This is a genomic window from Vibrio profundi (assembly GCF_043642225.1).
Lineage (GTDB): Bacteria > Pseudomonadota > Gammaproteobacteria > Enterobacterales > Vibrionaceae > Vibrio > Vibrio profundi_A.
Window position 1 is genome coordinate 602,412 of record NZ_JBHZSF010000002.1, and the last position, 18,501, is coordinate 620,912.

General features: G+C 43.5%; 14 protein-coding genes. 3 read left to right on the forward strand and 11 right to left on the reverse strand.

Annotation, left to right across the window (positions count from 1 at the left end; translation table 11 throughout):
• Positions 1–93: 93 nt before the first annotated feature.
• Both ACHUFI_RS06250 and znuA read right to left on the reverse strand, forming a co-directional pair.
• The gene (locus tag ACHUFI_RS06250) at positions 94–3,435 is read right to left on the reverse strand and encodes an AraC family transcriptional regulator (RefSeq protein ID WP_394247475.1); all 3,342 of its coding nucleotides are present in this window, start codon (positions 3,433–3,435) and stop codon (positions 94–96) included.
• Positions 3,436–3,730: 295 nt separating this feature from the next.
• A complete protein-coding gene (gene znuA, locus ACHUFI_RS06255) occupies positions 3,731–4,615 on the reverse strand; it encodes a zinc ABC transporter substrate-binding protein ZnuA (RefSeq protein WP_394247476.1) in 885 nt (294 codons plus the stop codon).
• A gap of 83 nt (positions 4,616–4,698) precedes the next feature.
• Here znuA and znuC point away from each other — a divergent pair, with 83 nt between their 5' ends.
• Together znuC and znuB are read left to right on the forward strand one after the other, a co-directional pair.
• Positions 4,699–5,484: a zinc ABC transporter ATP-binding protein ZnuC gene (gene znuC / locus ACHUFI_RS06260; protein ID WP_394247477.1), complete on the forward strand. Its 786-nt coding sequence runs from the start codon at positions 4,699–4,701 to the stop codon at positions 5,482–5,484.
• Entirely contained in the window at positions 5,477–6,262 is a 786-nt protein-coding gene (znuB, locus tag ACHUFI_RS06265; RefSeq protein ID WP_394247478.1) for a zinc ABC transporter permease subunit ZnuB, read from the forward strand. Before znuC ends, znuB begins: the two co-directional genes overlap by 8 nt.
• A gap of 76 nt (positions 6,263–6,338) precedes the next feature.
• Here the strand turns inward: znuB and sucD are convergent, their stop codons facing one another.
• The 8 genes from sucD to sdhC all read right to left on the reverse strand — a co-directional run bounded on the left by sucD (position 6,339) and on the right by sdhC (position 15,941).
• Positions 6,339–7,211, reverse strand: a complete 873-nt coding sequence (gene sucD, locus ACHUFI_RS06270) for a succinate--CoA ligase subunit alpha (protein ID WP_394247479.1) — start codon at positions 7,209–7,211, stop codon at positions 6,339–6,341.
• A complete protein-coding gene (sucC, locus tag ACHUFI_RS06275; protein ID WP_004737918.1) occupies positions 7,211–8,377 on the reverse strand; it encodes an ADP-forming succinate--CoA ligase subunit beta in 1,167 nt (388 codons plus the stop codon). The genes sucD and sucC overlap by 1 nt, the downstream gene beginning before the upstream one ends.
• Before the next feature lie 189 nt (positions 8,378–8,566).
• Positions 8,567–9,775 (reverse strand): 2-oxoglutarate dehydrogenase complex dihydrolipoyllysine-residue succinyltransferase, encoded by a 1,209-nt coding sequence (gene odhB / locus ACHUFI_RS06280; RefSeq protein ID WP_394247480.1) that lies wholly within the window; start codon positions 9,773–9,775, stop codon positions 8,567–8,569.
• A 21-nt stretch (positions 9,776–9,796) separates the two neighbouring features.
• On the reverse strand, positions 9,797–12,613 hold the full coding sequence (sucA, locus tag ACHUFI_RS06285) for a 2-oxoglutarate dehydrogenase E1 component (protein ID WP_394247481.1): 2,817 nt from the start codon (positions 12,611–12,613) through the stop codon (positions 9,797–9,799).
• A gap of 98 nt (positions 12,614–12,711) precedes the next feature.
• Positions 12,712–13,425 carry a succinate dehydrogenase iron-sulfur subunit gene (locus ACHUFI_RS06290; RefSeq protein WP_394247482.1) on the reverse strand — a complete coding sequence of 238 codons (714 nt, stop codon included), beginning with the start codon at positions 13,423–13,425 and terminating at the stop codon, positions 12,712–12,714.
• Positions 13,426–13,440: 15 nt separating this feature from the next.
• Positions 13,441–15,207, reverse strand: coding sequence for a succinate dehydrogenase flavoprotein subunit (sdhA, locus tag ACHUFI_RS06295; RefSeq protein WP_394247483.1), 1,767 nt, complete (start codon positions 15,205–15,207; stop codon positions 13,441–13,443).
• A complete protein-coding gene (gene sdhD / locus ACHUFI_RS06300; protein WP_394247484.1) occupies positions 15,208–15,555 on the reverse strand; it encodes a succinate dehydrogenase, hydrophobic membrane anchor protein in 348 nt (115 codons plus the stop codon).
• A complete protein-coding gene (gene sdhC, locus ACHUFI_RS06305) occupies positions 15,549–15,941 on the reverse strand; it encodes a succinate dehydrogenase cytochrome b556 subunit (protein WP_394247485.1) in 393 nt (130 codons plus the stop codon). Before sdhC ends, sdhD begins: the two co-directional genes overlap by 7 nt.
• 416 nt (positions 15,942–16,357) lie before the next feature.
• Here sdhC and ACHUFI_RS06310 point away from each other — a divergent pair, with 416 nt between their 5' ends.
• Positions 16,358–17,647 (forward strand): citrate synthase, encoded by a 1,290-nt coding sequence (locus ACHUFI_RS06310; protein ID WP_394247486.1) that lies wholly within the window; start codon positions 16,358–16,360, stop codon positions 17,645–17,647.
• 67 nt (positions 17,648–17,714) lie between these two features.
• On the opposite strand, the gene ACHUFI_RS06315 is transcribed toward ACHUFI_RS06310, so the two are convergent.
• Positions 17,715–18,473, reverse strand: coding sequence for a Nif3-like dinuclear metal center hexameric protein (locus tag ACHUFI_RS06315; protein WP_394247487.1), 759 nt, complete (start codon positions 18,471–18,473; stop codon positions 17,715–17,717).
• Positions 18,474–18,501: the final 28 nt, after the last annotated feature.

An 18,501-nucleotide genomic window follows, 5' to 3' on the forward strand; every position in this document is an offset into this window, starting at 1 on the left:
CTCTCTTCTAGCGTGTGCCTATGTTGTTACAGAAGGCAATAAAAAACCCCAGCAAAGGCTGAGGTTTCGTTGATATTGATTTCCGAATAAGAGCTAACTAAGCGAATCTTCCGCAAACTTCGAAGGTGACACACCAAAATGAAGTTTAAACTTTTGGCTGAAGTAAGATGGATCGTTAAAGCCGCTATCAAACGCTACGTCAGCGACCTTCGCTCCAGATAACAAACGTTCGCATGCTTTCTCTAGCCTTATTTCATTTAAATAGTCTTTAAAGGTTCTGCCTGTCACCGACTTAAAACGCCTCTGTAAACTACGCTCCGATACATATAAAAGTTTAGCCGCTGAAGATGTACCAAAGTCTGGGTCTGAATAATACTCCGCAAGAATATGACGAACTTTGTTCATCCACTCCTCGTCAGCGGTGAGGCTCGGGACGTCTGGCAGAGATTGTGTTTTGCGCTGAACTTCAATCAGCTCTACTCGCTCTTTAGCCATATCTAAGGCCTTTAGGTCGGCTTTTCTCTCCATTGGCCACAAAAGCTGAATCTTGTTCTGGGAGTCCGAAACAAATATATTCAATTCGCCACCACTTTGTTGCATTAGAAGTGGCAGTTTTTCAATATTTAAGTCAGCTGTGGCTCCATGTACGTTTTCGACCATACTGGATAATTGCTTAGGAAGCGGCACTCCATAATCTAAAAAGGTAACACTCAACTTCTCGTCAATTTCGTCAAAAATAATAGTAAGCCTTTGATTTCGATAAGTTCGCTTCAATACATTCGCGATAAAACTATTAAAAACAACGTCTAAATTAAAATACGACAAATTGACAAACTGCTGATTGGTTAAAACCTTAAGCTCTAACTCCACGCCAGCTTTGACCATCTCTTCGCGCCAGGCACTTAGTACTGCATTCAATATAAACAGTAAATCATAACAATAAACGCCGGAATCATTACTTGGCTGGCTATTCTTCAACTGGGCTAATCCCGCTTGAAGCTTACCCACTGAAGGAGAGATTTGCTTTTCATCCCAACCTGGAATTCCGACTAATAACTCTGCGACATCTTCTGTTAACGCTTCCGCTGTACGTTCAACTAAGACATTCTTAACTTGCAGTTGCTTTCTTAACTGCTGATTTGTTGTTAACAGAATCCGGCTTTGGTGACGTAATTGGTCTGTTTTTAACGCTACCTGCGCCTTCAACTGCTTATTTGCAACAGTCATAAAACGAGAGCGCCACATTACAATAATGGTAATTAGCCCTATGATCCCCATGACAAAAGATGCTGCAGCCCAATTGGTAAGGTACCAAGGTTTTAAGACTGAAAACTCTTGAACCGCACCGACAAAGTTAAAGTCTGGATTTTTCTGAGACCTCACTTGGAGCACATAGTCACCGGGTAGTAAGTGATCAAGAGTTAATACACCTCCCTCAAACACACTCCAAGAATCCGCAGAATTCAACCTATACTCGAGCTGCTGCGATGAGGTGACAGGCAGTATACCCAGCGTAAAAGAGATGGAAGATCCGTACTTAAATGGAGGAAGGACCTGGTTCCCACCTCCCAATGAGATCGTATCTTCATTAACAGTAATTAAGCTGAAGAGTGCGCGGCTTTGTGGAGTACTTGAAACAAGGAGGTCTTCAGATAAAGCGGTTAATACACCATATTTGGACCCCATCAACAAAGTAGGGCCTAACTCTTCATCTTGAAGAATGGAGCAAGAACCTGGAGATAGCTCGTTTGTTAAAAGCCCAAATGGCGAACCAAAGTGTTTTTTTAATAACCCATTATTGTCGTAATAACTCAAGCCTTTAGATGAACCAAGCCACATGCCACTTTTAGCGGGCATTAAACACCTTGGGCTTATGTTATCTTCAACTAATTGAACTGGATTAATTTCGCGACTATTCTCTGCTACGAAATAGAGCCCATAACTACTCGCAAACCATTGCGAACCATCACTGGCAATCGATATATCAACCGTTTTTCCATAATTTTCAGTAGAGCGATTAAAACTAATTTTTTCGCCAATAAATGAATAGTAACCATGATCCGTTCCAATCAGAACATCGTTACCATTAGTCGCCTCTAATTCTGTAATTTTAGTTGGTAAGTACTTATCAACTAGCCAACTATTGCCATAGTTCTTAACTTTTTCGGAATGGATATCGTAGGAAATAAGAGTATCACCAGACGTAAACCATACACGTTTATCTTTCGTAATCGCCAAATGATCGATAGGTAGGCTTCTGATCTCTCGAGGGACAGGAAGAGGTTTAAAATTATGGCTTTCATCATCGAGACAAACCAGACCTTCGTTGGTCGCCAACCAAAGTTTGCCTTCGATTATTAGGAAGTCGGCTATCTCTCCTGTATAGACTAGTTTAGGATCTATGTTCGCATCATTGCTTACGAAAAATAGCCCGGAAGTCGACGCAGCCCAATATCCGTTATGACTGTTGCTTTTGACCTTGGTGATTACTAAGTCACTTACGTGCATTCCCCCACCATGCAGTGGCTGGCGAGAAAATGTTTTACTGAAAAGAGAAAAATAGCGAATACCATTACTGGTAGCAATCCACATACCGCCAAAGCCATCATTCTGAAGCGAATAAATTTTGTCTCCAGGCAGAGAAAAGTCCGCATGTGGGTTTTTCTGTATTTTTACATACTCTCCAGAAAGGAAGTTATAACTGTATAACCCATGTTCAGTTCCTACCCAATAGTCAGTCGAAGTTTCTGCTAAAGCCAGTACATGAGAGCTTCCAACGCGACGGTTAACACCTTGTGGCTTTGTAATATCTACGATAATTGCGCCATTCAATGTCCCAATAACTAACTCTCGGCGGGATTTTGAAAAGTATAGGTTCTCGGTATAATTTTTTCCGGATGCAGGGATATGGCTAAAGCTCCCAGCATTTGATAGATAAGTCCCTGAGTTTGTTGCAAGTACCCATTTCGATAACACCAGTTCTGCATCATTTATTCTAATTTGGCTACTTTTATTATGCTGGTATAACTCTAGTAATGAGTACGTTTTAAATTCTTGTGATTGTGTTTGAAATGTATAGAAATTAGAGCCATCAGTTACCCAAACGTACTTTCCAGAAGTACCAATATTTAGAATCTCTGCGCCAGGGCTCAAGCTAAATGCAAGGGAGCGCCCTAACCCAGGTGTATTTCTATACACTTCATTATCAAAAAACGTCCAAAAAGTATTCTCTAAAAACGCTACTTTGTCAGCTGGAAAATCTAAAAGGCTTCCTTTCCTCGGGAATAAGGTTCTTCCATCGTAAAAAAGAACTTTACCGTGGACATCATGCACCCATAAACCACCGTTCGAACCGATAAAAATGTTTTCCGCAGCAAGGAATTTCCCTTGCGATTGAATTGGCAGAGGATAGAAAACTGAAGGAGCGGCATTCATTGCAAACGCATTGAACGATAAGCTCCAAACAAAAATTAGCTTGAGCAGGTTGTGTAGCAAGTCTTGACCCTAAAGCAGCAAAAATGAGTTATCGATGCAAAAACGGTCATCTTAATGAGCATTAAGCATCTGAGTTATTAGTTATTTTTTGATAATTATTATGTAACTCATTCTAGCTGAATTTAGAGCTTAAAGAAGAGGCTTTGAAGAAAGGATATGTATTTTTTCTAGGTGATCACGTATTTCTCCCTAAATCTTGGAAAAATACGTAAACACCATAAATTTGTTAGACAGGTTAGTTATTAGCTAGGCAACTTTCATAGCTATTGGCAATTCCTTTTAGAAACTCGAAGTAGCTACCAGGGGCGACTTCTACCCCACTACCGACAGGATCTAACTCACCTTGCTTGACTGAACTGCCTCTCGTAACTGATTGGATAACTGCTGGTGTAAACTGAGGCTCTGAGAATACACAGTGCACGTTTTCATTCATCAGTGTTTTACGAATATGGATGAGAGTTTTCGCACCAGGCTTACGATCAGGACTCACGGTAAAGTAACCAAGGTTGTTCAATCCATATGCTTCTTCAAAATACCCATAAGCATCGTGGAAAACGTAATAGCCATTATTTTTTATCGGCTCCAGAGTTTCGATTACTTCATTTTCCGTAACTGTTAAGTTATCTAAAAACTTCACCAAATTCTCTTGATAAATGGCCGAATTTTCAGGATCCAGTTCAATAAGCTTGTGAGTGATTGCTTTAGAAACGACTTTAACCTGTGAAACCCCTAACCAAAAATGCGCATCATGGCTTCCGTGATCATGTCCTTCATGTGCATCATGTTGTTGGTCACCATACTCACGTAACTCCAAGCCATCAATTTGGCTAATCGTTAGAACATTCTTTCTGTTTTCTGTGATTTTAGTAAGGAAAGATTCCAGGTCGGGTCCAAACCAAACAAATAGATCAGCTTCATGTAACTTTTTTACATCAGAAGGTTTTAGAGCGTAATCATGTGGAGATGCATTATTACTCATTAGCACATCTGGCTGAGTCACGCCGAGCGTCAATTCTGTTACGATCATTTGAACAGGCTTAAAACTGGTTAATACATTCGTAGCGTGCGCTACTAGTGGCATAAAAATAAGTAGAGTACCGGTAACTATTGAACGAAACATAACGCCTCTATAAAGGAAAAGTAGCTTAGAAAGTTTGTAAATGTTACATTATAACATTAGTTAATTGCAAATGAGTTCTATTCATGGGTAGCTTAATCCAATTAGACAATGTCAGTGTTGAATTCGACGGTCGACGGGTTCTAGACAATATTTCCCTAAAGCTTGAGCGTGGTAAGATCACAACCTTGATAGGCCCTAATGGAGCCGGTAAATCAACGTTAGTGAAAGCGATCCTTGGTCTGCAAAACAAATACACTGGTTCTATTTCTCGTCAAAAGAAATTGAAGATTGGGTATGTTCCACAGAAACTTAAACTGAACGAATCTTTACCGCTCAACGTCCATCGGTTTCTTAAACTGTCAGGTCGATTCAGTAAACAAGAAATACTTGAAGCACTTCGTTTAGTCGGTGCTGAACATTTATTGCCAAGTAACATGCATCAACTATCCGGTGGTGAGAATCAACGCGTGCTTATCGCTCGAGCTTTATTACGACGCCCTGATTTACTCGTTTTAGATGAGCCGGCACAAGGTGTTGACGTTCAAGGGCAAATTGATCTGTATGAGCTCATTGAAACCTTAAGGCACCGATTCGGCTGTGGTGTATTTATGGTGTCGCACGACTTGCATTTGGTCATGGCGAAAACTGATGATGTAATCTGCCTGCATCACCACATTTGTTGTTCCGGCTCTCCCGCCGATATTAAGCAGCATCCATCATATATCGCTCTATTTGGTGCAGCATCTCAAGAGACTTTAGCTTTCTATCATCACGAACATGCTCATCACCATCACGACCTAGCAGGCATGCCTGTTAAAGGTGACGCACACCAATGCTCTAACCATGCACACGGACACCACAATGATTGAATTTCTCCTGCCTTCAATACTAGCCGGCCTCGGTATAGCCGCCATTGCAGGCCCCCTTGGCTCTTTTGTCGTCTGGCGAAAAATGGCCTATTTTGGTGATACCTTAGCCCATGCTTCCTTAATGGGCTTAGCTTTAGGCTTCTTACTCGATATTAATTTGTACCTTGCTCTACTCGTATGCTGCCTTATCTTGGCGACCGTATTAGTGACCTTACAAAAACAAGAACTGGTCGCTACAGATACATTACTCGGCATTCTTGCTCATAGTGCACTGTCGCTGGGTTTAGTCGCGGTTAGCTTCCTAGATAATGTTCGCGTCGATTTAATGAGTTATTTGTTTGGTGACTTGTTAGCTGTGTCCCCCACTGACTTATGGTTTATTTATAGTGGTGTTGCGGTGGTCGGCCTTGTATTAGCGTTGTTTTGGCGTTCTCTACTTTCCACTACCGTCAGTGAAGACCTAGCGGCTGTAGACGGCATTAATATAGATCTAATGCGTTTAATACTGATGTTGATGGTGGGTATTGTTATCGCGGTCGGTATGAAGTTTGTCGGAGCTTTAATTATGACATCTCTTTTGATCATACCTGCTGCAACGGCTCGTAAGTTTTCGAAAACTCCAGAGCAAATGGCTGTGATTGCCTCTTTGATTGGGGCGATCGCTGTTCTCATGGGCCTTAGTTTGTCTTGGTTCTACGATACTCCTGCAGGCCCTTCCGTTGTCCTAAGCGCAACCTTTATGTTTATGCTTTCTCAAATGATCAGAAATAAGAATTAGCACTTATTTCTTCGACCAATAAAAAAGGCTTGGTAGATACCAAGCCTTTCTATTATCTATCGTGATAAACCGAAGATTACCAACCAGTAATCTCGCGTAGACCTTTACCGATGTCAGCAAGAGACTTAACAGTCTTAACGCCTGCTGCTTCTAGTGCTGCGAATTTGTCTTCAGCAGTACCTTTACCGCCAGAGATGATTGCGCCAGCGTGGCCCATACGTTTACCTGGAGGAGCAGTAACACCTGCGATGTAAGAAACAACCGGTTTATTTACGTTCTCTTTAATGAATGCAGCCGCTTCTTCTTCCGCAGTACCACCGATTTCGCCGATCATTACGATCGCTTCTGTTTCAGGGTCTTCTTGGAACAGTTTTAGGATATCAATGAAGTTTGAGCCCGGGATAGGGTCACCACCGATACCTACACACGTAGACTGACCAAAGCCTTCGTCAGTTGTTTGCTTTACTGCTTCGTAAGTAAGAGTACCTGAACGAGATACGATGCCCACTTTACCTTTCTTGTGGATGTGACCAGGCATGATACCAATCTTACACTCATCAGGAGTGATAAGACCTGGACAGTTAGGACCGATCATGCGAACGCCAGTTTCTTCTAGCTTCACTTTTACGTCGATCATATCTGTTGTTGGAATACCTTCAGTGATCGTTACGATCAACTCGATGCCCGCATCAATAGCTTCTAGGATTGCATCTTTACAGAAAGGTGCTGGTACGTAGATAACTGTTGCAGTTGCGCCAGTTGCTTCTACTGCTTCACGTACTGTGTTGAATACAGGAAGACCTAGGTGAGTTTGACCGCCTTTACCAGGAGATACACCACCAACCATTTGAGTACCGTAAGCAATTGCTTGCTCTGAGTGGAAAGTACCTTGACCACCAGTGAAACCCTGACAGATTACTTTAGTGTCTTTGTTAATTAATACAGACATTATTTAGCCTCCGCAGCAGCAACAACTTTTTGAGCAGCATCTGTTAGAGACTCAGCTGCAATGATATCAACATCAGAATTAGCAAGCACTTCGCGACCTAGGTCTGCGTTTGTACCTTCTAGACGAACAACTACAGGAACTGTTACGCCTACTTCTTTAACCGCACCGATAATACCTTCAGCGATCATGTCACAACGTACGATGCCACCGAAGATGTTTACTAGTACTGCGCTAACATTGTCATCAGAAAGGATGATCTTGAATGCTTCAGCTACACGCTCTTTTGTCGCGCCGCCGCCTACATCAAGGAAGTTTGCTGGTTTGCCGCCGTGTAGGTTAACGATATCCATCGTACCCATTGCTAGACCTGCACCGTTAACCATACAGCCAACGTTACCATCTAGTGCTACGTAGTTTAGTTCCCACTGTGCTGCGTGTGCTTCGCGCTCATCTTCTTGAGATGGATCATGCATTTCACGTAGTTTAGGCTGACGGTACATCGCGTTTGAGTCGATGTTAATCTTGCCGTCTAGACAAAGAAGGTTACCTTCGCCAGTGATTACAAGCGGGTTGATTTCCAGTAGAGCTAGGTCGTACTGAGCGAACATTTCACCAAGACCCATGAAGATCTTAACGAATTGTTTGATTTGATCGCCAACTAGACCAAGTTTGAACGCCAGTTCACGACCTTGGTAAGCTTGAGGACCAACTAGTGGGTCAATCGCAGATTGGTGAATCAACTCAGGAGTTTCTTCAGCGATTTTCTCGATGTCCACACCGCCTTCAGTTGATGCCATGAATACAATTTTACGAGTTGCACGGTCTACCACTGCGCCTAGGTAAAGTTCGTTAGCAATGTTCGAAGCTTCTTCTACTAGGATCTTAGTTACAGGCTGACCATTCGCGTCTGTTTGGTAAGTTACTAGGTTTTTACCAAGCCATTTTTGAGCAAACTCTTTCACACCTTCTTTAGTGTCGTGCAACTCAACGCCACCCGCTTTACCACGGCCACCTGCGTGCACTTGACACTTAACAACTTTCTTTTCAGTGCTGATACGGCCAGCAGCTTCGAAAGCCTCTTGAGCAGTATCACATGCGAAACCTTCTGGTACAGGCAAACCGAATTCTGCAAACAGCTGTTTGGCTTGATATTCATGCAAATTCATTTTGTTATTCCATTTGTTTATCCCTAAAGGGATTTATTATTTCCATTAGACAATCAGCATTGCTGAGTCTACATCGTAGGGTGCTTCTAAACTCTTATCGATTCTTCGATAAAATCTAAACTAAATGTGAGCATATTTAGCTTACTAAAATAGAGAGCCCACAATTGCGAGCTCTCTATAGTGCTCAACTTATACGTCTAGTAATAAGCGAGCTGGATCCTCAAGTAGTTCTTTGATTGTCACTAAGAAGCCTACTGATTCACGGCCATCAATCAGACGGTGATCGTATGACAACGCTAGGTACATCATTGGTAGAATTTCTACTTTGCCATCAACAGCCATCGGACGCTCTTGGATTTTGTGCATACCAAGAATTGCTGATTGAGGCGGGTTGATAATAGGCGTAGACATCAATGAACCAAATACACCACCGTTGGTGATAGTGAAGTTACCACCAATCAACTCATCAACAGTTAGCTTGCCATCACGGCCTTTGATCGCTAGCTCTTTGATGCCTTTTTCGATGTCTGCGAAACCTAGAGTATCGCAATCTTTCAGAACAGGAGTAACAAGACCGCGAGGAGTCGATACTGCCATGCTGATGTCGAAGTAGTTGTGGTAAACGATGTCTGTACCATCGATAGACGCATTAACTTCAGGGAAACGTTTTAGTGCTTCTGTAACTGCTTTCACGTAAAAAGACATGAAGCCCAAACGAGTACCGTGACGCTCTTCAAATTGGTCTTTGTACTGCTTACGAAGGTCCATGATTGGCTTCATGTTAACTTCATTAAACGTAGTCAACATCGCAGTGCTGTTTTTCGCTTCTAGTAGACGGTTTGCAACAGTCTTACGAAGACGAGTCATTGGAACACGCTTTTGGCTACGTGCAGCAGCAGGAGCTTGAACCGGCGCTTCTTCTGATGCAGCAGGAGCAGACTTAGCAGCGGCTAAATGAGCATCAATATCTTCACGAGTAATACGACCACCAACACCTGTACCTTTCACTTGAGCAGCTTCAAGGTTGTGTTCTGCTAACAGACGGCGAACCGCAGGGCTCAGCGCATCATTGCTCTCTTCTGACAGAGATGCTTTATGACGCTTGTCAGGAGAAGCTTCTGTCTCTTCAGTTGTGTCTGTCGTTGGTTCACCAGCAACCGCACCTGGCTTAAGCTTAGCGATAAGTTGCTTAGAAAGTACGGTTGCACCTTCTTCTTCGATAATAGCTTCTAAAACACCCGCTTCAGGAGCAGGTACTTCTAGAACTACTTTATCTGTTTCGATATCTACAATGACTTCATCACGAGCAACAGCTTCACCAGGTTTCTTGTGCCAAGTTGCTACTGTTGCGTCAGCCACTGATTCAGGTAAATCTGGAACCAGAATTTCAATTGTCATATCTGTGTCTTCCTTTTACTTCTAGTTCTTAATTAGGGTCAGAGCGTCGTCAATCAACGCTTTTTGTTGTTTCAAGTGTACTGACATGTAGCCTACAGCAGGAGAGGCTGACGCAGGGCGACCTGCATACTTAAGATCAGCACCAGCTGGTATTGCAGCACGGAAGTTGTGTTGACTCGAGTACCAAGCGCCTTGGTTTTGCGGCTCTTCTTGACACCAAACGTAATCTTCAACATTCGTGTATTGCGCAATTGCAGCTTCTACGTCTTCTTTCGGGAATGGGTATAGTTGTTCAATACGTACTATTGCAACATCATCTTGCTCATTCTTACGTCGCTGTTCTAGTAAATCGAAGTAGACTTTGCCAGAACAAAATACAACGCGCTTAACCTTATCTGCAGCAAGCTCATCAATCTCACCAATTGCTGGTTGGAATGTGCCTTGCGCTAGGTCTTCTAAAGAAGAAGTACATAGAGGGTGACGAAGCAGTGACTTCGGAGACATCACAATCAATGGACGACGCATCGGTCTTACAACCTGACGGCGAATCATGTGATAAACCTGAGCCGGTGTCGACGGAACAACTACTTGCATGTTCTGTTCAGCACATAACTGCAAGTAACGTTCTAAACGAGCTGACGAGTGCTCTGGGCCTTGACCTTCATAACCGTGTGGTAGAAGCATTGTCAAACCACATAGACGTGCCCATTTTTGCTCACCAGAAGAAATAAACTGGTCGATAACAACTTGTGCGCCGTTCGCAAAGTCACCGAACTGAGCTTCCCAAAGCGTTAGGCCGCCTGGTTCTGCTGTCGCATAGCCGTATTCAAAAGCTAGAACTGCTTCTTCAGACAACACGGAGTCAAACACTTGGAATGGACCCTGCTTGTCATGAATGTTCGCTAGCGGAACATAGGTGCTCGCATCCGTTTGGTTATGCAGGACAGAGTGACGGTGGAAGAAAGTACCACGACCAGAATCTTGACCAGAAATACGGATACGTTTTCCATCATCAACTAGTGTTGCATAAGCTAATGTTTCAGCCATACCCCAATCAATTTGCTTCTCGCCATTGATCATTGACATACGGTCGTTATACAGCTTATTTACACGGCTTTGTAACTTGTGGCTATCTGGATATTGGCAAAGTTTTGTACCTAGATCTTTTAATCTTTCTAGTTCAACTTCGTTATCCCATTCGATATTCCAGTCATGCCCTAAGTAAGGAGCCCAATCCACAGAATGTAACGCCATCGGACGCCATTCTTTCACCACAACTTCACCATGATCTAGAGCGTCACGATATTCGTTGACCAATTGAGTTGCAGTTTCGATATCGAATTCACCGCGATCAATCAGAACGTCTGCATAAAGCTTGCGAGGTGTTGGGTGTTTTTTGATCTTTTGGTACATCAGAGGCTGAGTTGCATTAGGCTCATCAGCTTCGTTGTGGCCATGACGACGGTAACAAACCAAATCAATCACTACATCACGACCAAACGTATTACGGTAGTCCAGAGCCAAACGCGCAACAAAAGCAACCGCTTCTGGATCATCAGCATTAACGTGGAAGATTGGCGCCTGTACCATTTTAGCGATATCGGTACAGTACATGGTAGAGCGTGTGTCACGCGGGTTAGATGTGGTGAAACCTACTTGGTTATTCACTACAATACGAACCGTACCACCAACACAAAAGCCACGAGCTTGAGACATGTTAAACGTCTCTTGCACTACACCTTGACCAGCGATAGCTGAGTCACCATGAATCGTAATAGGTAACACACTACGTCCATCTTTATCGCCTAAACGATCTTGGCGAGCACGTACAGAACCAATAACTACTGGGTTTACGATTTCTAAGTGAGAAGGGTTAAATGCTAGTGCTAAGTGAACATCGCCACCTGGAGTCGCAAAATCGGCAGAGAAACCTTGGTGATACTTAACGTCACCAGTACCCCACGTGTCGTCGTGCTTACCAGCAAACTCATCAAATAAGTCTTGTGGTTTTTTGCCTAGCACGTTAACTAGCATGTTCAAACGCCCGCGGTGAGCCATGCCCACTACAACTTCACGCATACCCTGCCCACCGGCATGACGAATGATTTCTTTCGTCATTGGGATCAGCGCGTCACCACCTTCTAGAGAGAAACGCTTAGCACCTGGGAATTTAGCACCTAAATAGCGCTCAAGACCTTCAGCAGCAGTTAGCTCTTCTAGGAATGATTGTTTTTCTTCGCGGTTGAATGATGGTTGACCAGATACTGACTCCAAACGTTGTTGAATCCAACGTTTTTGTTCAGTGTTAGTCATGTGCATGTATTCTGCACCGATAGAACCACAGTACGTTTGTTTTAGCGCCTTAAATAGATCTTTAAGCACCATCGTTTCTTGGCCAATGGCAAAAGAACCGACGTTAAACGTTTCGTTGAAATCATCTTCGGTGAGGTTGTGGAATGCAGGATCCAGCTCAGAGACTGTATCGCGTTTCCATAGACCTAACGGGTCTAAATTTGCAGCTTGATGCCCTCGGAATCGGTAAGCATTGATAAGTTGCAGTACTTTTACTTGTTTAGCATCGACATCAGGATCACTAACTTGGACGTTGTAATGCTTTGTCTCTTGGGCGAGTCGTCTGAAGTATTCGCGAACTCGTGAATGCGGTTGTTCAACCACTTCTGAAGATTGCACAGGCAATTCTTCAAATACACGTTTCCACTCCTCACTAACCAGATCGGGATCACTTAGATACAGTTCGTAGAGTTCTTCTACATAAGTTGCATTGGCGCCAGCCAAGTGTGAAGACTCGAGCCATGCCTTCATCACGCCGTTGTGCATATTTTCCCTTAACCAGTAGGTTTCACGTTTGCTGCGGTCTAAAGCCGAGCTATTAAAAGGCCGCCCAAAACAACTAGGGCGGCAATTTTTGTTATTTTTTAAACCGAACGATTCACAAGCATAGTCTTGATATGACCAATTGCTTTCGTTGGATTTAGTCCCTTAGGACAAACACTTACACAATTCATGATGCCATGGCAACGAAAAACGCTAAATGCATCATCAAGATTAGATAAACGTTCATCTGTTGCTGTATCTCGGCTATCAATTAGCCAACGGTACGCTGCAAGCAACCCAGCTGGTCCGATGAATTTATCTGGGTTCCACCAGAAAGACGGACAAGAAGTTGTACAACACGCACACATGATACATTCATATAATCCATCTAAATGCGCACGCTCATCAGGGCTTTGAAGATTTTCACGTGCAGGTGGAACGTTCCCTTCAGATACAAGGAAAGGCTTCACTTTTTCGTAGTTGTCATAGAACTGCGTCATATCGACGATTAAATCACGCACAACCGGCAAACCAGGTAGCGGGCGGATTACGATCTTATCTTGACCAGATAAAGCAGACAGTGGCGTGATACACGCTAGTCCGTTTTTACCGTTCATATTCAGACCATCCGAGCCACATACACCTTCACGACAAGAGCGGCGGAATGCAAGTGTTGGATCTTGCTCTTTTAATAGGATCAACGCATCCAAAAGCATCATATCTGAGCCTTCATCAGCCTCAAGGACGTAGTCCTTCATATACGGCTTTTGATCGACATCTGGGTTGTAACGATACACAGAGAAATTCAGTTTCATTTTCTTACCCTCTCCTTAGTACGTACGTGCTTTTGGTGGGAATGCTTCACGATGGACAGGTTCCATATTCACATTACGCTTAGACATAGATTCTGTCTCAGGGCTGTAAAGTGAATGGCATAGCCATTGTTCATCGTCACGGTCTGGGAAGTCGAAGCGAGCATGTGCGCCACGGCTTTCAGTACGGAAATTAGCAGCAACAGCTGTCGCATAAGCCGTTTCCATTAAGTTTTCTAGTTCAAGACACTCGATACGTTGAGTGTTGAACTCCGTAGACTTATCAGAAAGGTGTGCATTCTTCAGGCGCTCGCGAATCGCTTTAAGCTCTTCTAGGCCTTCAGCCATCGCTTTACCTTCTCGGAATACTGAGAAGTTGTTCTGCATACATTGTTGCAAGTCTTTGCGGATTTGCGCAGGGTCTTCACCACCTGTGCTGTTTTCCCAACGGTTGTAACGTTCAAGTGAACGAGCAATATCTTCTTCTGTTGCAGGTTTAGCATCCGCTTGCTTATTCAGAGTCTCACCAAGGTGTAGACCTGTAGCACGGCCAAATACAACTAAATCAAGTAACGAGTTGCCACCAAGTCGGTTAGCACCGTGTACAGATACTGATGCAATCTCACCACACGCAAACAAACCTTGAACTTCAACATCAGAGCCGTCTTCGCTCTGCTTGATAGCTTGACCTGAAACCTGTGTAGGTACACCGCCCATCATGTAGTGACATGTAGGGATTACTGGGATCGGCTCTTTTACTGGGTCAACGTGTGCAAATGTACGAGATAATTCACAAACGCCAGGTAGACGAGATTCAAGCGTCTCTTTACCTAGGTGATCGAGTTTCAACTTGATGTGTGGACCCCATGGACCGTCGCAGCCGCGACCTTCACGAATTTCAACCATCATTGAACGAGCTACAACATCACGACCCGCTAAGTCTTTCGCGTTTGGAGCGTAACGTTCCATGAAACGTTCACCGTCTTTGTTTAGAAGGTAACCACCCTCACCACGACAACCTTCCGTTACAAGAACGCCTGCACCAGCGATACCCGTTGGGTGGAACTGCCACATTTCGATATCTTGCATTGGAACGCCAGCACGGATCGCCATGCCAACACCGTCACCAGTATTGATGTGAGCGTTTGTCGTTGAAGCGTAAATACGACCAGCACCACCAGTTGCTAGGATTGTTGCTTTTGCTTTGAAGTAGCATACTTCGCCTGTTTCCATGCAAAGTGCTGTTGTACCAAGAATGGCACCATCTTCATTCTTCACAAGATCAAGCGCATACCACTCAGAGAAAACCGTCGTTTTGTGCTTGATGTTTTGTTGGTAAAGCGTATGAAGAAGTGCGTGACCAGTACGGTCAGCTGCAGCTGCTGTACGAGCCGCTTGTTCACCGCCAAAGTTTTTAGATTGGCCCCCGAAAGGACGTTGATAAATTGTACCGTTATCAAAACGAGAGAATGGAAGGCCCATTTTCTCTAGTTCAATAACTGATTCAGGGCCATTTTTACACATGTATTCGATTGCATCTTGGTCACCGATGTAGTCTGAACCTTTTACAGTATCGTACATGTGTTGTTCCCAATGATCTTCGTGCGCATTACCAAGAGCAACGGTAATACCGCCTTGCGCAGATACAGTATGAGAACGGGTCGGAAATACTTTAGACAGCAAAGCACATGATAGGCCTTGCTCAGAAATTTGTAGTGCGGCACGCATACCTGCACCACCAGCGCCAATAACTACGGCATCAAACTCACGAACAGGAATAGTCACTTACGCACCCCACAAAATAAACAGACCAGAGAAGAAGTATCCAAATAGGACAGCGATAACACCAAGTTGAAGGCCACCACGAAGTTTCGCGCATTTGATGTAGTCAGTAAGAACTTGCCACAATCCAATCCAAGCGTGGATCAGAACAGAAGTCAGCGCTAACATCGTGAATGCTTTAGTGAAAGTTCCACCAAAGAATTGTGTCCAAGATGCGTAAGAGATATCACCAGAAAAAGCACAGAAGCTAATTAGGTAAATAGTGTAAAGAGTCATGATTATTGCGGTGGCACGAATCAGTAGGAAATCGTGTACGCCATTACGACCAAAGGTAGATACGTTGTTTACCATACTAAAATCCCCGCTAGTACAGATAATACCGCAGTTGCGACGAAGGTAACCTTCGCGCTCATCGCACCAGATTCAAGTTCTTCAAAATGACCCAAATCCATCAGAAGGTGACGAATACCACCAGCAATGTGATATGCCAAAGCGGTTAGAATGCCCCAAAGAATAAACTTAACGAAGAAGCCATCGACAATGTCTTTTGCTTCCATAAAGCCTACTGGGGAAGAGAGGGAAATTGATAGTAACCAAAGCAAAATTCCGATCGCAACAAAGGTAATCACCCCAGACACACGGTGTAGGATGGATGCAATTGCAGTGATAGGAAAGTGGATGGTCTGTAAATCTAAATTAACAGGTCTTGTCTTTCTTTCTTTCACGGGCTTGCTCACTCAGCTCCATTGAGCATTTACAGTTATTAAATAACTTTTGATATTGTTATGGACAAATTTTAGTCTGAAACCTACAAAATGTAACACTTTCTTAACAACTATCCGCAATAACACCCCAGATAAATGTAAAAACTTTGTTAACAAACAGACCAAGAAAGACACCTCACATTTCTTTCTAGCCTTGAATTTATAAGGTTTTAACCAAAATTTTCAGCGACACTATACGGCCGGCAACATTCTAATACAATTGATGTAACAAATTATGCTACACAGACCAGATTTTTAACGAATTTAATGTAAAAAACACTAACAAGTGCACACAAAACTGCAGAAAAATTGACTTTCGGACCTAAGACCAGTAAAAAAATGGCACATAAACATCCTGGACGGATTAATAATAAACAAAGGAGATTGTTATGGCGGATAAGAAAGCTACCCTTCATATTGAAGGTCAAGCGCCAATCGAACTGCCAATTACGGAAGGTGTACTAGGTACTCCGGTAATTGATGTTCGCACACTAGGTTCTAATGGATTCTTCACTTTTGACCCTGGTTTTCTTGCCACTGCATCTTGTGAATCTCAAATTACTTTCATTGACGGTGGAAAAGGTATTCTTCTACACCGTGGTTACCCAATTGATCAACTTGCCAATAACGCTGACTACTTAGAAGTTTGTTATATTCTTCTTTACGGCGAAGCCCCATCTCGTTCTCAATATGAAGAGTTCAAAACGACAGTAACTCGTCATACGATGGTTCATGAGCAAATTGCTAGCTTCTTCCACGGCTTCCGCCGTGACGCTCACCCAATGGCTGTAATGTGTGGTGTAGTCGGTGCTCTTGCAGCGTTCTACCACGATTCACTAGATATCAACAACGACACTCACCGCGAAATCGCGGCGTACCGTCTAATTTCTAAAATGCCTACACTGGCAGCAATGTGTTACAAGTACTCGATCGGTCAACCGTTCATCTACCCTCGTAACGACCTAAGCTACGCAGAAAACTTCCTTCACATGATGTTTGCAAACCCTTGTGAAGAATATGAAGTAAATCCAATCGTTGCTCGCGCAATGGATAAGATCTTCACTCTGCACGCAGACCATGAACAAAATGCATCAACGTCAACAGTACGTCTTTCTGGTTCATCAGGCGCTAACCCATTTGCATGTATCGCTGCAGGTATCGCATCTCTTTGGGGCCCTGCGCATGGTGGTGCAAACGAAGCGTGTCTGCGTATGCTTGAAGAGATTGGTAGCGTAGATAACATCGAAGAATACGTAGCGAAAGCAAAAGACAAAGATGACCCATTCCGTCTAATGGGCTTCGGTCACCGCGTTTATAAGAACTACGATCCACGTGCTACCGTAATGCGTGAAGCGTGTCACGAAGTACTGAAAGAGCTAAACATTAAAGATCCTCTACTAGATGTAGCAATGGAGCTTGAGCGTATCGCACTTTCTGACGAATACTTCGTCTCTAAGAAACTATACCCGAACGTAGATTTCTACTCAGGCATCATCCTGAAAGCAATCGGCATTCCTGTTTCAATGTTCACCGTAATCTTCGCGATGTCTCGTACTATCGGTTGGATTGCGCACTGGAACGAAATGCACAGCGATCCGACGAACCGCATCGGTCGTCCTCGTCAGCTATACACTGGTGAAGAACAACGTGACTTCCAGCCTCTTCACGAACGTGAATAGTCTGAAGTTTAAGTAAATAAAAAGGCTTGGTGGATGTCCATCAAGCCTTTTTTATCACACAAGGTTTCTATACTGGGTTATCAATATCAATAAAACTGACGTCTAATCCATGTTCTTTGGTTAACCACTCACCAAGAGCCTTAATACCATAACGTTCAGTTGCATGGTGACCAGCCGCAAAATAATGGATGTCTTGTTCACGTGCTGAATAAGTGGTTCGTTCTGAAATTTCACCAGAGATAAACGCGTCTAGATTATTCGCTGCAGCCAATTCAATGTAATCTTGCCCGCCGCCAGTACACCAACCTACCGTTTCAATCATTTTATCTGCGTTTTCAGGAGCAATGTGTAACGGCTTACGATTCAGTACTTGATCAATTTTTGCTGCAAACTCGGAACCTGTCGTTGGTTTCTTTAATCTACCAAACATAGCGACTGACTGCGGGTGCCCCTCTAACCCCCCTTCCACATCAATTTCAAGTAACCTCGCAAGTTCAGCGTTGTTACCTAGTTCTGGGTGAATATCTAGCGGTAAGTGGTAACCCATCAAGTTAATGTCATTTTTAATCAACGTACGAATGCGCTTCCCTTTCATTCCACGAATAGGTTCCGGCTCGCCTTTCCAAAAATAACCGTGATGCACCAGTAACGCATCGGCTTTTAACTCAACCGCTTTATCAATTAGCGCCTGAGAAGCCGTCACTCCAGTAACTACTCGCTTAACTTCAGCCTTGCCTTCAACTTGTAAGCCATTAGGGCTGTAATCTTTGATCTGTTGAGGTTGCAACTTTTCGTTAAGTAGCTTTTCTAATTGTAAGTTATTCATTTTTACTTCCAGCTTACCTTTATAATAA

Bases quoted from the DNA above. Each gene is read 5' to 3' on its own strand.
- ACHUFI_RS06315 (WP_394247487.1), bottom strand. From the start codon at position 18,473: ATGAATAACTTACAATTAGAAAAGCTACTTAACGAAAAGTTGCAACCT.
- sucC (WP_004737918.1), bottom strand. From the start codon at position 8,377: ATGAATTTGCATGAATATCAAGCCAAACAGCTGTTTGCAGAATTCGGT.
- ACHUFI_RS06310 (WP_394247486.1), top strand. From the start codon at position 16,358: ATGGCGGATAAGAAAGCTACCCTTCATATTGAAGGTCAAGCGCCAATC.
- ACHUFI_RS06290 (WP_394247482.1), bottom strand. From the start codon at position 13,425: ATGAAACTGAATTTCTCTGTGTATCGTTACAACCCAGATGTCGATCAA.
- znuC (WP_394247477.1), top strand. From the start codon at position 4,699: ATGGGTAGCTTAATCCAATTAGACAATGTCAGTGTTGAATTCGACGGT.
- sucA (WP_394247481.1), bottom strand. From the start codon at position 12,613: ATGCACAACGGCGTGATGAAGGCATGGCTCGAGTCTTCACACTTGGCT.
- znuA (WP_394247476.1), bottom strand. From the start codon at position 4,615: ATGTTTCGTTCAATAGTTACCGGTACTCTACTTATTTTTATGCCACTA.
- znuB (WP_394247478.1), top strand. From the start codon at position 5,477: ATGATTGAATTTCTCCTGCCTTCAATACTAGCCGGCCTCGGTATAGCC.
- ACHUFI_RS06250 (WP_394247475.1), bottom strand. From the start codon at position 3,435: ATGAATGCCGCTCCTTCAGTTTTCTATCCTCTGCCAATTCAATCGCAA.
- odhB (WP_394247480.1), bottom strand. From the start codon at position 9,775: ATGACAATTGAAATTCTGGTTCCAGATTTACCTGAATCAGTGGCTGAC.
- sucD (WP_394247479.1), bottom strand. From the start codon at position 7,211: ATGTCTGTATTAATTAACAAAGACACTAAAGTAATCTGTCAGGGTTTC.
- sdhD (WP_394247484.1), bottom strand. From the start codon at position 15,555: ATGGTAAACAACGTATCTACCTTTGGTCGTAATGGCGTACACGATTTC.